Genomic DNA, 12,891 nt, shown 5'->3' with positions numbered 1-12,891 from the left:
CATGAAGACCCTCTCCCCCGGCGTGCTGGCCGCTGGCCTGATCGGCCTGACCGGCATCATCCTCGTCTCGATCGGCGCGCCGAGCAGCCGCAAGGCGCCCGTTCCGATATCCGAGACGTCCGAGCCGGCGCCGCCCGCCAGCGTGTCGGCGCGCGGCTTTTCGCTTGCCTCAACTAGCGTTGACCTGCCGGTCGACGACGCGACCTATCCCGACGGCCCGCACGCCGACGTTATCAACGCCAACTGCACCTCGTGCCACTCGGCCAGCATGGCGCTGACCCAGCCTGCGCTATCGGCGGACCAGTGGAAGGCGACCGTCACCAAGATGCGTGAGGTGTACAAGGCGCCGGTGGCCGAGAAGGACGTTGATGCGATCGTTGCTTATCTCACCGCTATGCCGAGCCAGAAGGTGGCACCCGCGACCGGCAAGGCGCAGGACCCAGACCCCAAAGTGGCTCCTGATGTCTCAGGTGGAACCGGCTAACCGATCTACTTCCATAATCCCGAAATACCATCCCAATCGGGACGGGCAGCTCGGGGAGCTACGGCCTTTTTCAACAGCCCCGTCCGGTTATGACCGGTCTGCGCGACCTCGTATTTGCTTGGTTTGCAGGTGTCAGAACCGCGTGCTGGAATATCGGCTTGCGACAGCTCGAGGTAAAAAGGTCTACCTTTCTACCGACGACGAGCCACTGTCGCCGCACCATTCGATAGTACCACGCCTAACCCAGAAGTGGGCGAAACATCCGGCAGTCTGCCGAACTGACGGTTGCAACGATACCCGCCTGAGACGATCCCGATGGACCGTCCAACGGGGGCGACGCGACGGATTGAGAGATAGTTGAAGTTTCTCGCCGCATCCGCATGGGCAGCGCATTATAGCCCATTTTGGGATGCCGCCGCCTTGCACCATATAGACCACGCCTGACTTCAAATCTTGAGGTGCCGGTTGTCTCTCCGTCGAGCGGAGTACAAGGTCCGGGCGTACAATCGATCTTGCCTCGCGTACAAACCAGGCAATGTACTTGCGTAAAGCCTTCATTGGCCTGTCCGATCTAGAAAAGGCTGCATATCGCCCCGACCCCAATAATCTGCATTACTACAGACGGGGCAATGTTCGTCTTGTTCAGCCCCAGGTCGTCGATCAGCCAGTAGATCGAACCGCCGAACGCCATGCCAGCGCCAGCCTGAGCCTCTAAAGTCGGTCAAACCTTGAATAAGCTCGTCAACCGCCATGCACGCGGTTGCAGTTGTAAATGTCACCACCGCTGGGGCTGGCTCACCTCCACCTCGCACATAGGCCTCACGCTTGCGGCGTTCAAACTCCTCAGGACTGACTCTTTTTAGGGCTTCGTCGCGTGCGATCTCTGCGTCGACCACTCTTCGGCAAATCAAGCATTGTCCTGTTGGCGCCAGTACCGTCACTCGCCCGCCGAGTTCGGCGATACGGCCGTGCTCTGCAGGGCGGATCGCTAAGCCCATATCAATGACCGGAACGAGATAGAAATAGGCAAAACGGTTGAGAAGCAAACGACCGTCATGGTCGTCAGTGCAGCCAAACACGACATCGCATGCCTTTAGGGCGTCGCGCGCAGCCGGGTCGCCGATCCAGCCACGGAACGGCACCGTGCGCACTCCGAGGCCCAGCTCGGTGATCTCCCTCGTTAGCACGTCGACCTTTGAACGCATCGCGTCGGCATCGGCCCGGCGAGCGCCATGCAATCGGTTTAGGTTGGTGACGTCTACGATGTCGTCGTCGAAGAGCGCTAGCTGTCCTACTCCTAGCCGTGCGAGCAGCATCGCAGTTGCGCTTCCGGTCGCCCCGCAGCCGACAACACCCACCCGCAGGCCGCGAAGATAACGGCCAAGCTTCGGGCCGAAGGCTAAATCTTGGCGTGCGAGAAAGTCAGCCGACTCCCGTTTGTGCGCGCCATAGAGCGTTAAACCATCCCCCAGGACGGTGATGTAATCCGCTGCAATAGCGGACCGAGTGTCCGGCCACAGGCGGGCGCTCCAGCCATCTGCATCGATGCGTAGGCTGACGAGCTGCACAGAGGCGCCAAGCTCCTGGCGGAGATGTTTGAGCAAACCGCGATCATCCTCGTCAATTTCCGCTGTTCCTGCAGGGCTATCCGTCAGCTGCGAACGTGCCACGCCGAGGGTCAAGTTCTCAGCTTTGCACCTCGCGATCGCCTCCGTGATGCTGGCGGCACTCGTCTGGTCTCCTACCAGTTCGTACGACAGCAAACGCAGCCGGCGCTGCCGATCCCAAGGGTCGCTTGCGATGTCATTGGTGCCGAATAGGACTAGGCAGGGGGCGCCGTTTGTTGATTCAGACAGGAGCGTTTGGTGAAGAGCAGACGTATGGCGCTGCTGCAGAACAAGGGAAAAACCGGTCATGCCGCGAGTTCCAGGGCAGCTTCCACCCGCTTAATCATGGTCCATATGCCGTCACGGCCCGGGCGCCAATCACTGCTATGGCGCGACCATCGCTGCCAAGTCTGACTACCGAAGGTGAAGGGAACATCAGCGCATCGCGCATAGGCTGAAGTCGCGACGAGCCGAAGCCAAGGCATGGCGTAAAACATATCGGGCGCGACGTCGGGGTAGCCGGGCGGTAGCATGATCAGGATATCCGCTACAGTGGCATCGAAGCGACCAGGCGGTAGCGGCATGGCGCGCAGCACGATACCGCGTTGGCCGCCCTCCTCGACTTCATCATAGCTGAGCCCTCGCTCAGCGAGATACTTGCGGCACCTCATCGGGAGAGCGGCCATTTGCTTAGCCCTCCGTCGTTTGGTTGGTACCAGTGAAGAAGCGCTCCAGCCCCTTCGGGCTCAACGGCGCCGTGGCACCATCTGCGATTGGCCGATCTTCGCCGCCATGGACCTCGAGCCAAACGCCGTAGATTGCGGCATCGACCTTCGCGAGCTTCTTCAGCACATCGCCACGAATTTCCGGGCTTCCCCAGATGAACTCGTCGCCGTCGAGGGTGAATCGATAGAGAGCGTCGGACCGGAAAATCAGAAAACGCTCGACCTCGTTTGCGAGCAAATCCGCCGTTTCGTCGAGATTGAGGGCGTTCAGGCGGCCATTCGGCGCCACCGAGATAACTAGATGCTCCTCGATCGGCCGGAGACCAGCCAACTCAATAAGCTGCCGAGCTGTCGGTTGAGGGTCAGTCGTCACCGCTGAACGATAACTCAAACGTTCGTCACCGAGTTCGACGCGGTAGCTCATGCCCGGGCGGGGGCGGCGCCCTTCCTGGATGCAGGAGCAGATATCCTCGATTTCATTTTGGAGAGTCGCCATCGGCATACCTTTCTATGGATCACGCGGAAGCCCACTGCCCCGCCTGACACTCATATAATGGCTAGAAAGTAGCTATTCAATAGCCAGAAGATGGCTTATTATGATTGACATATTGGCTACAGCACTCTATATGCGTGCCCGCAGCTGGAGGTAGTATGGTCGCGAAAAAGACGATGACGCTCAATCTCACCGATGCCGAGATGCGCGCATTGGATGAGCTGTGCGAGAAAAAGGATCTCAGCAAAACCGCGGTCATGAGACAGGCACTCCGACTGTACCAGCTCATCGAGAATCGGGTTGAGAAGGGCGATAAGCTCTTCTTCGAAGACGAGGCTACCAAGGAAAAGGCAGAGGTGATGATGCTATGACGATCACCGTAAGCCCAGTTTACTTGTTCAATGCTGTGACCAACGAAGCTGAGTCAGCGGAGCTTTGGGACGGCATCACAGAGAAGCAACTAGGTGACTGGGAGGGCGAGTGGCTCCCAGAGCTATTTAAATCCGTTCAGAAGCTGCATCGTGCGGGCATTGAAAGACGTCATTGGCCGCAAAGCCGCCATTGGAATTGGCGGAAGAAGACCGAAGCTCTTCAGGGGATGCTTGCCCAGCCGGGGTTTAGCATTGTCTGTAACGGCATGACACAAGGAATGATGATCCTCGACACCGTAATGAAGCGATGTCGAATAGAGCAGCAGAAGGGCAAAGAACTTGTATATGTAGACTTTGTCGAGAATGCGCCATGGAACCGCCCGGACCTTCACGACCCCGCTTTGTATAGGGGCGTAGGAAGTGTCATGATCAACGCGGCTATTGCGCAAAGTAAGGAGTTAGAATTTAAAGGGCGCATTGGCCTTCACTCTCTACCGCAGGCAAATAGCTTCTATGCTAACACCTGCGGAATGTCCGATCTTGGAATGGATGCGAATTATCAGAACTTGCGTTATTTCGAGATGACACCTGAGCAAGCGGAGGCCTTCATCGCGAAAGGAACCCAGCCATGAAGGTTGAGATCACGAAAGAGTGGTGCCTTAGAATGTCTCAAATTGAGGGTAATGCCGAGATTGGAGCCGGCCTACATTCTATTGATCCGATCTTCGACGGTGAAGCGATGTCCGATGACAAGTCCAATCAGGACACAGGCATCGCATTTGGTCGGTTTGTGCGGCTTATGCGCCGCAACAAAGGACTGACCTTAGAAAAGCTTGCCGAAGACGCAGATTTAGAAATCTCCGAGCTTATAGAGATAGAAGACGACTCACATCATAAGCCAGAACTAAGAACCGTTTATCAGCTGGCTAACTTCTTTGATATTCCTAGAAACAATCTGCTTCAGGTGGCAGGACTTGTGACCGCAAAGAATGATAATATAGCCAGTGAGGCGGTCCGGTTCGCAGCCAGATCAGAGGCTGTGACCGCTTTGACACAGCAAGAACGTATCGCATTAGAGGAATTTATTAGTGTTCTAAGCAAAGAAGACTAAGAGAAAGGGCGGTCAATATGAGTAAGAACAGAATCCTTTCAGAAAAGACCGCTCATGATATTGATCGGCGGGTAGAGCGTGTTCTCAAGGGTTTGGGCAATCCGGAGCCGCCTCTGCGGCTCGAGGATGTCAGGCATCTACTCAAGCTGGATAAGGCGTTCTACACCGCCAGCAACCCCAGTGCGGTGCAAGAGAAAATCAGCCGTATTCGAGTGGCTACAATCCAGGTCTATGAGAGACCAGCTTTGCTATGGGATGCCATCAAAAAGCTGTCATTGAAGGCGCTCTACCTACCAGATCGGCGCAGGATCCTTTTAGATGGTGATCTGCCGGAAAAGAAGCATCGCTGGAATGAGGCTCACGAGATCGGTCATAGCCTGATCCCCTGGCATGAAGACGTCATGCATGGGGACAACAATCATACATTGCTTCCCCACTGTCATGAGGAGGTCGAAGCGGAGGCAAACTTTGCGGGTGGACGCCTCCTCTTCCTCCAAGATCGGTTCACAGAAGAGGCGCTGTCGTCATCTGCGACAATTTCAATCATCAAAGAGTTGCACGGGAAATTCGGTAACACGCTGTCGACGACCCTGTACCGGTTTGTCGAGGTGGCCGGAACAGACCGACCGCTTGTGGGGATGATCACTGGCCACCCGCATAAGTCTAAGAGGAAAGCCGACTTTGATGCTCTGAACCCGGCGAAATACTTTATCCAGTCTCCAATGTTTGCTGAGAGGTTTAGTAAGATGTCTGAAAGAGAGGTCTTCAACGCCGTGGCTGGCTACTGTGGTGCGCAACGCGGAGGGATACTGGGGGAGAGCGACCTGATACTCACCGACGACAACGGTGACGATCATCGCTTCCACTTCGAGACCTTCTATAATACGCACGACGCGCTAACCCTCGGAGTGTACCGCGGGCCAGAACTTCGCATTATCGCTGCCTAGGCGTGCCGTGGCGCATCCGACGAACCTCCAGCAAACGGCGGTTTAACGGAGAGCTGCCGCCTCTGGGCAGCGTACCCCGTCTGTTCTTTCCTATTGTCTCCGAAAACGCTCTCTTGTACGCTTCTCCGAAATCCGGGCGCGCCGGCATGAGTTTTCGGAGATTGAGCCTTGTTCGTCGGCTATGCACGTGTTTCGACCCGCGATCAGAACCCAGCCTTACAGCTCGAGGCCCTTCGTGGTGCCGGCTGCGAGAAGGTGTTCATGGAGAAGGCGTCGGGCGCGCAGCGCGACCGGCCTGAGTTACAAGCAGCGCTGGAGTACCTGCGGGCCGGTGACGTGCTGGTGGTGTGGAAACTTGATCGCCTTGCTCGGTCCGTTCGTCAGCTGGTCGAGACAGCGGAGCTGCTGCAGGGGCGCGAGATCGGGCTGAAGGTTCTTACCCAAGCCATCGATACGACTAGCCCAGGTGGGCGACTGACCTTCCACCTTCTGGCTGCCATCGCTGAGTTCGAGCGTGAGCTTACTCTCGAGCGCACCCAGGCTGGTTTGGCTCACGCACGGGCGCTGGGTCGACGAGGTGGCCGCAAACCCTCTATGGGTGAAGCTGAGATCCGTCGTGCCAAGGCGATGCTGTCTGATCCGTCCATCACGGTTGAGGAAGTAGCGAGGCAGATGGGCGTTCAGCCCTCGACGCTATATCGGCACATACCGGGTGGTCGTAGCTCGCTTGGTCAGGCAGCATGACTGTGCGTCTCTCGCAAAAAGAGGCAGGCGCCTATTACACTCCCAATTCCGTTGTCTCTGCCCTCGTCAGCTGGGCAGTGCGGCGAGATGGGGATCGTATGCTTGATCCAAGCTGCGGCGATGGCCGCTTTCTAGTCGAGCATTCGAACAGTGTTGGTATCGAGCAGGATCCTGTCTCAGCTCACGTCGCGATCGCCCGGGCGCCAGCAGCGCTCGTGCACGAGGGCGACTTCTTCCAATGGGCCGAGGCCACCGCTGAACGCTTTGAGTGCACAGCCGGCAATCCGCCCTTCATCCGCTATCAAACCTTCAAAGGCGCAGTCCGCGCTCGAGCGCTAGCTCTGTGTGCAGCGCAGGGAGCCACCTTCAGCGGGCTGGCCTCCTCGTGGGCACCGTTTCTGGTCGCCACAGCGGGATTGTTGAAGCCGGGAGGCCGCATGGCGTTTGTCGTGCCGGCTGAGATTGGGCATGCCCCTTACGCCGCACCGCTGCTCGAGTACCTCGTAGCCCACTTCAAGCGCGTGCAGCTCGTCGCCGTCCGTGAAAAGCTGTTCCCAGACCTGTCTGAGGACTGTTGGCTTCTATATACTGAAGGCTTTAGTGGCACGACGGACCACATCGCGTTTACCGTTCTCGACCGTTTCGCGTGGTCTGCCCGGCCGCCTAAGCAGGCGGAAAAGATACCGCTCAACGAGTGGCGCGAGAGTTGGAACCGGCGGTTGCGGCCTTACCTGCTGCCCGCTTCGATCCGGGACGCATACCGCACCATAGCCTGCGATCCTGGCAGCCATCGGCTGAGCAGCTTCGCTAGCGTCGGGATCGGGTATGTCAGTGGCGACAACGGCTTCTTCCATCTTCGACCATCAGAGGCAAAGCGTTGGAGGATTCCAGCCGCCTATCTCCATCCAACCGTGCGAACGGGGCGCATGCTCGCTCAGCGGTCAATCACACCCACTACGGTTGCAGCATGGCAGAAGGCGGATGAGCCGGTCATGTTACTCCGGCTGCAGCGTGGGCAGGAGATCTCGGCATCGGTGCGCCGCTATCTCGACAGCAGTGCGGGCCAGGAAGCACGGCAGGGCTATAAATGCCGCAACCGTGAACCCTGGTACGCGGTCCCCGATGTCCAAGTGCCTGATTTTATCATGAGCTACATGGCCGGTCGTAGCGCCAACCTCGTGCAAAACTCGGCAGGTGTGACCTGCACTAACACGGTGCATGGCGTCCGCGTGCGCGATCGGGCGCTGGCGACCAAGCTATTGCCAGGCTGGGGCACCCCCCTCTCCCAACTCAGTTGCGAGCTCGAGGGTCATCCGTTGGGTGGTGGCATGCTGAAACTGGAGCCGCGGGAGGCGGGCCGCTTGCTGTTCGCGCCATCAGGCGCAATCACGCTGGCGAGCGCATCGGCGCTGGAAGAGGGGATTTCGATCATGCAGCGCTGGCGCCATTATGGCGGGTGAGGTTTGCCGTTGGACGACCCAAGCTCAGGCTCTTTCCGCTTTCGCGGACTTTACCGGCAAGACGCAGAGCGCCAGCCACATCAAGCCCCTACACTGGTACGTTGCCTGCCGGCTGGTGCTCGAGGGAGGGTTCGATCCCGACGACATTACGCCGCGACCCCCGTTCAGGGTCGAGCGGCGCTCCGGTCGACCTCCAGTCTTGCATTATGATGAGGATCGCGCTGGCGGGGGCGAGCGAACTATCCTTGGGGGTCTTAAAACCAAGAACGTCGACGTGGTAGTCACACGTGACGGGATCGGGCCTGTGTTGGCTGTTTCCTGTAAGGGGGTGACCGGTGCTTTTCGCAACCTCACCAACCGCATGGAAGAGACGATTGGGGAATGCACTAATCTGCATATCACCTACCCGGCTCTTGTTCTGGGATACCTCGTTCTCCTGCGCGCAAATCGGCAGGCAGAGGAGTTACTGGAGGAAGTGGGGGAGGCCGCAGGCACTGAACCTGAGAAGGTTCTGGCCGCAAACGATCTAGCGCTGACCGCCGGTGGTGATCCGGTCGCCGGCATCATGCGTTTTCACAATGCCCTCCGCGAACTGGTTGGGCGCCGGGGCATCCGCAATGACGTGAGCCGATACGAGGCGATCGGCTTTGGCATGGTTGAGATGAAGCCCGGCGCTCGAGGCAGCTTGCTTGATCATTATCCGGAGGACGACAGCGTGCTCCGCATCGAGCGGTTCTTCGATACGCTCTACCTTCGCTACGACGAGCGCTTCGTAACCAGTGCGCCTGACCTCGCCAGCAAAACGCGTCGCCTTGAATGGGCTGCGGACTCCCCTGCCCTCAACATCGCTGGTCTCGATTATGAAGGCCGATCGGTGCCGGTTGCGCCAGCTCAGGAAGCAGAGAGCTGACCCTTGTCTCCGTTGGAGGTGATTGCCGCGAAGCGGGCCCATCTGGCGCGGCTTGCCAATGAGGGAGGTGCTGCGGGTGAGCAGCAAGCAATCTTATCCATGGAGGAGTGGGTTCCTCGCCCGAAAGGCGCAAGCTTACGGGTCTTGCTTGACGAGTTGGCCAAAACCGGGATCATCATCAAGGCGTCCAGCTTTGACGCTCTTGCCCTCCCCTGCCCCATTGATCTCACCAATCCGGCACAGGTTCGAACCGCACTATCGGCGATCACATTTGTCGAAATAAAAACTGCTAATCAGCCGCGAGTCCAGCCTGGCTTCAGCGGTTTCTTTTTTGCGCTTACTGAGAGTGAGATCGCCGCGGCCGACCAGCTCGGCCATCGGCATCGTGTGGCCTTGTTCAACAAGCTGACTGGGGAGATGCTGCTCACATCAGTCCCAGAGATCCTAGCTCGATCCAGGTCATTTAACTGGCAGCTATCTGTACAGCTATAGCTGACGGTGTGCGATCCTGCTATTCTGCATCCGGTCAGAAACACAAAACTGAAGGTGTGCACACTTGCAGATTATCACGCTTGCAGCGCAAAAAGGAGGGGTTGGTAAGACGACTCTCGCGGTTAACCTAGCGATCGCCGCCCAGGTGGCGGGGATCAAAACCGCATTGTTCGACCTTGATCCGCAGGAGAGCGCGACGGCATGGAGCGAACGACGGGTAGCCGAGCTGCCTCATGTAGAGCCAATCAGTGCGCGAAGACTTGATCAGGCAATTGATGCCGCAGAGGTCAACGGTTTCGCGCTTACTATCATAGACACTCCGCCGGCCGCAGGTGCAGAAGCCGCGGCAGCAGCGCAGCGGGCAGACCTCGTCGTCATTCCCTGTCGCCCCTCGCTAATCGACTTGGACGCGATTAAGCGCACGGCGCAGCTCATCACGAGCACCGGCCGGACAGGCGTCGTTGTATTAAATGCGGCCCCCCCGACTGCCACGACGCTCTTGGACGATGCGCGAACCCTTGCGGAGGCGACCGGGCTGCGGGTGGCGCGTGCCGTGTTGCGCGAGCGGAGCGCCTATCGAGCCGCATGGCCTTATGGCCTAGGTGTTATCGAGCACGAACCGACGGGAAAAGCAGCCCAAGAGGTTGCAGCCTTGCAGAAACACATATTTGATGATCTGATGCCCTGCACACCTGCAAATGTGAAGGCTTGATAATGGCAAAGCGTACTTCCTTGCTGGCTCCGGCCATGCCCCAATCGCGTTCCGAATCTGAGCAGGATAATGCGCCAGCACCCGCGCCGGCGGTACCGCCAGCCACCCCCGTTCGATCGGGCGGCAAACGTCCGGGCAAGTACCACCTGGGCGCCTACTTTGATCCGGCCGATCCCACGGCAGAAGCCTTCCGGGTGCTGGCGGCTAGAACCAGGCGGAGCCATCAGGACCTTCTTGCCGAGGCGATTGGCGAGCTGGTCGCCAAATACGAGGCTGACAAGCAATTTGGCAAATCTTGATAATGTGCACACCTGCACAAATGCAGAACGGCAGGATTGATGCTGCGTGACCAAACGTCAGAACCCCAACCCAGAGTTCGACCTTTTCATCCCGCTGATGGGCGACCTTCCGCTCAAGGATCAGCGAGAGACTATGGAACGGCCGTTCTTCTCGCTCCAGAAACGTAAGCGAGTGAAGCCGATCGAGTACAGCAGCCCGGACGGCGAGACGTGGGTGAAAATCGAGGCGATCCCAGCCTACGGCATGGCGACCATCTGGGATGCCGACATCCTCATATGGGCAGCCTCTACGCTCAATCGGATGCGTGAGCAGGGGGTGAACGACCTTCCTCGGACGCTCAGAACCACATCCTACGACCTGCTTCGAGCGATCAAGCGCGATACCAGCGGCCGAGCCTACCAGGAGTTGCAAGCGGCGCTTCAACGGCTTCAGACAACTTCAATATCCACTTCGATCCGCGCTCCGAAGCGGCGCACTAAGGCTGGCTTCAACTGGCTCGACAAATGGACGCTGGAGGTGGACCCGGAGACAGACCAGCCCCGGGGCATGACCATTACCCTGTCCGATTGGGTCTATGAGGGCATTATGGGAGAGCGATCGCTTCTCACCATGCACCAGGATTATTTTCTGCTCACCGGCGGATTGGAACGTGCCCTGTACCGGATCGCGCGCAAACACGCCGGCAACCAAAAGGGCGGGTGGACGTGCCGGGTGGAGGTACTGCGCGACAAGACCGGCAGCGACAGCAAGCCTAAGGAGTTCAACCGAATGCTCCGCAAGGTGGTGGAGGCCGACCAACTTCCCGATTATGCGATGAAGCTGACGGCGACGGCAGACGGTAGCGCGGCTGTGCTGTTCCGCCTTCGGGGGGAAGCAGAGGCGTTAGCGCTGACAGCTAGGTTGGAAGCCGAACAGGAACGACGGCATCGCTTCGACGCCGATCGCCGCCGCGCGACTGAGGTGGACGACCTCATGGATAGGCTCGCCGGCGGGCGCTGACTATCGTGGTTTCACACACCGTCGTGAGCAGGGTGCGATCCGAACCGGCTCGAAGGGGAACGGCGAGAGTGCTGAACCGACAGTAATCGCGGCGCCAACAGCCAGTTGATCATCGTGGGATCGCACACCCGAGCGTCGTGGGATCACACACCCCGCTATCGTGGGATCGCACACCGAATCACGTGGGATCACACACCGAGCAAATCTGGAAAGCCGCAGAAATACTCACTTTTTCAGTCCGTTTTCGAGCCTTAACCTTCTTAACGATTCCTATTTAACAGAATCATTTAACCTCAGCGCCGACTTCAACGCGCAGAAAAGAGCATGCGGAATTGGCCCAAAGGCCAATGCACCTTTGCTGCGTGCCGGCTAACGCCGTCACAAGAGCGGCCTATCGGCCGCAGGCTTCCGAGAGAAGCCAGGCCGATCCGGTGGTGTGTAACTGTCAGCGTCGCGCAGGTTGATAGGCAGGAAAGGGCGCTATCCCAACGCCTGTCTCCAGTTTGACCAGTGTGTGCGATCAAGCCGGATCATAGAGCCCGGCAAAATCGCGCTCCGCGTAATAGCGGATTTTGCCGACGACGAGTGGGTGCTGTCCTTGCCGCAGCAGCAGGAGATCATCCGGGTTCATCCGCATGATTTCGTCCGGCGTCGCCAGTCGACGAGCCGCAACATGGCCGCTGACGCTTTCAGAGCGTGCGCCATCACCGAAGATGCTCGCCGGCCCGGACGCGCCGAAGGTCTGATACTCGATGGTCGTATCACCGATCGTGCGCGACAGCATGTCGGCGGTAGCAAAATCGTTGACCCCGAACGTCTGGATCACGCCGGCATTGGACATGAACGTCCCGGCGCGCTCCCCATAGGTCGCCTTGAGCTGGTGCATGTCTTGGAGGATCGGCCAGAGCTGCATCCCATAACCGGCCATCAGACCCATCGCGCGTTCTACCGGATCAAGCCGACCGAGCGCGGCGAACTCGTCGAGCAGGAACAGGACCGGGCGTTCCGGTCGGGCAGAGGAGCGCGCCATGTCGGTGACCGCCTGGCTCACCAGCAGCCGCAGCCAGCGAGCATAGGTATCAAGCCGATCGGGCGGCAGGCACAGGAACACGGTGCTGGGTCGTTCCTTGAGGTCCGCGAACCGGAAGTCGGACGCCGATGTGCTGTCCACGATGCGCGGGCTGTCGAGGAAATGGGTGTGGCGCTGGGCGGACGACAGCACGCCACCGGCTTCGCGATCCGACTTGCCGAGGTGGCGGTTAGCGGCGCGCGCGATCAGTCCGTGGGCGCCGGTGCTAGCCTGCATGTCGGCGAGCAGCGCCGCAAAGCCGGCGGGATCGCGGGTGAGCTTGTCGCGCACGGTGGCCAGCGTGGCGAGGGCAGGGGGCTCATGGATGATGGTGTGCAGAATGATCCCCGCGACCAGCGCCTTTGCTTCCTCGTTCCAGTGCGCCTCGCCGCCCTGACCCGGTGCGTCGTGGACTAACGCGTCGGCGATCGTCTGCGCGTCTTCCGCGAGGTCCGGGCTGGTGGCGT

General features: G+C 59.1%; 17 protein-coding genes. 12 read left to right on the top strand and 5 right to left on the bottom strand.

The genetic code is table 11. From position 1 onward, the window contains the following. The first annotated feature begins 1 nt into the window (after position 1). Entirely contained in the window at positions 2 to 484 is a 483-nt protein-coding gene (locus BMW51_RS15475) for a c-type cytochrome (RefSeq protein WP_058734567.1), read from the top strand. Between the two features lie 183 nt (positions 485 to 667). Here the strand turns inward: BMW51_RS15475 and BMW51_RS16460 are convergent, their stop codons facing one another. Genes BMW51_RS16460 through BMW51_RS15455 form a run of 4 tightly spaced genes read right to left on the bottom strand, consistent with a single transcriptional unit; the run spans position 668 to position 3,312 of the window. Beyond that, entirely contained in the window at positions 668 to 1,042 is a 375-nt protein-coding gene (locus BMW51_RS16460; RefSeq protein WP_093008086.1) for a ubiquitination-like system serine protease family protein, read from the bottom strand. Beyond that, positions 1,039 to 2,400, bottom strand: a complete 1,362-nt coding sequence (locus BMW51_RS15465) for a HesA/MoeB/ThiF family protein (RefSeq protein ID WP_093008084.1) — start codon at positions 2,398 to 2,400, stop codon at positions 1,039 to 1,041. The genes BMW51_RS16460 and BMW51_RS15465 overlap by 4 nt, the downstream gene beginning before the upstream one ends. Next, positions 2,397 to 2,777, bottom strand: a complete 381-nt coding sequence (locus BMW51_RS15460) for an E2/UBC family protein (RefSeq protein WP_093008082.1) — start codon at positions 2,775 to 2,777, stop codon at positions 2,397 to 2,399. Before BMW51_RS15460 ends, BMW51_RS15465 begins: the two co-directional genes overlap by 4 nt. A 4-nt stretch (positions 2,778 to 2,781) precedes the next feature. Next, positions 2,782 to 3,312 carry a multiubiquitin domain-containing protein gene (locus tag BMW51_RS15455; protein WP_218139405.1) on the bottom strand — a complete coding sequence of 177 codons (531 nt, stop codon included), beginning with the start codon at positions 3,310 to 3,312 and terminating at the stop codon, positions 2,782 to 2,784. Positions 3,313 to 3,485: 173 nt separating this feature from the next. Here BMW51_RS15455 and BMW51_RS15450 point away from each other — a divergent pair, with 173 nt between their 5' ends. From BMW51_RS15450 to BMW51_RS15405, 11 genes are all read left to right on the top strand, one after another. Beyond that, the gene (locus BMW51_RS15450) at positions 3,486 to 3,680 is read left to right on the top strand and encodes a ribbon-helix-helix protein, CopG family (protein WP_245708590.1); all 195 of its coding nucleotides are present in this window, start codon (positions 3,486 to 3,488) and stop codon (positions 3,678 to 3,680) included. Then, positions 3,677 to 4,312 carry a GNAT family N-acetyltransferase gene (locus tag BMW51_RS15445; protein ID WP_093008078.1) on the top strand — a complete coding sequence of 212 codons (636 nt, stop codon included), beginning with the start codon at positions 3,677 to 3,679 and terminating at the stop codon, positions 4,310 to 4,312. Before BMW51_RS15450 ends, BMW51_RS15445 begins: the two co-directional genes overlap by 4 nt. Then, complete coding sequence (locus tag BMW51_RS15440; protein ID WP_093008076.1) at positions 4,309 to 4,791, top strand: helix-turn-helix domain-containing protein; 483 nt, start codon at positions 4,309 to 4,311, stop codon at positions 4,789 to 4,791. Before BMW51_RS15445 ends, BMW51_RS15440 begins: the two co-directional genes overlap by 4 nt. A gap of 17 nt (positions 4,792 to 4,808) precedes the next feature. Beyond that, positions 4,809 to 5,738: an ImmA/IrrE family metallo-endopeptidase gene (locus BMW51_RS15435; RefSeq protein WP_093008074.1), complete on the top strand. Its 930-nt coding sequence runs from the start codon at positions 4,809 to 4,811 to the stop codon at positions 5,736 to 5,738. A gap of 168 nt (positions 5,739 to 5,906) precedes the next feature. After that, positions 5,907 to 6,482 (top strand): recombinase family protein, encoded by a 576-nt coding sequence (locus BMW51_RS15430; protein WP_093008072.1) that lies wholly within the window; start codon positions 5,907 to 5,909, stop codon positions 6,480 to 6,482. Further along, a complete protein-coding gene (locus tag BMW51_RS15425; RefSeq protein WP_093008070.1) occupies positions 6,479 to 7,942 on the top strand; it encodes an N-6 DNA methylase in 1,464 nt (487 codons plus the stop codon). The genes BMW51_RS15430 and BMW51_RS15425 overlap by 4 nt, the downstream gene beginning before the upstream one ends. Then, positions 7,932 to 8,852: a hypothetical protein gene (locus BMW51_RS15420; RefSeq protein ID WP_093008068.1), complete on the top strand. Its 921-nt coding sequence runs from the start codon at positions 7,932 to 7,934 to the stop codon at positions 8,850 to 8,852. The genes BMW51_RS15425 and BMW51_RS15420 overlap by 11 nt, the downstream gene beginning before the upstream one ends. A gap of 3 nt (positions 8,853 to 8,855) precedes the next feature. After that, a complete protein-coding gene (locus BMW51_RS15415) occupies positions 8,856 to 9,344 on the top strand; it encodes a hypothetical protein (RefSeq protein ID WP_143051912.1) in 489 nt (162 codons plus the stop codon). 64 nt (positions 9,345 to 9,408) lie between these two features. Next, entirely contained in the window at positions 9,409 to 10,056 is a 648-nt protein-coding gene (locus BMW51_RS15410) for a ParA family protein (RefSeq protein ID WP_093008064.1), read from the top strand. Positions 10,057 to 10,058: 2 nt separating this feature from the next. Next, positions 10,059 to 10,355 (top strand): ribbon-helix-helix domain-containing protein, encoded by a 297-nt coding sequence (locus BMW51_RS15970; protein ID WP_143051911.1) that lies wholly within the window; start codon positions 10,059 to 10,061, stop codon positions 10,353 to 10,355. A gap of 46 nt (positions 10,356 to 10,401) precedes the next feature. Next, the gene (locus BMW51_RS15405; RefSeq protein ID WP_093008062.1) at positions 10,402 to 11,355 is read left to right on the top strand and encodes a replication initiator protein A; all 954 of its coding nucleotides are present in this window, start codon (positions 10,402 to 10,404) and stop codon (positions 11,353 to 11,355) included. A 520-nt stretch (positions 11,356 to 11,875) separates the two neighbouring features. Here BMW51_RS15405 and BMW51_RS15400 read toward each other — a convergent pair. Then, positions 11,876 to 12,891, bottom strand: a 1,016-nt coding sequence (locus BMW51_RS15400) for a type IV secretory system conjugative DNA transfer family protein (protein ID WP_143051910.1), incomplete at its 5' end; no start/stop codon positions are given.

It is taken from the genome of Sphingomonas palmae, assembly GCF_900109565.1.
Lineage (GTDB): Bacteria > Pseudomonadota > Alphaproteobacteria > Sphingomonadales > Sphingomonadaceae > Sphingomonas > Sphingomonas palmae.
The sequence above is the reverse complement of the archived record's forward strand: the minus strand, read 5'-3'. Positions and strand labels throughout refer to the sequence as shown.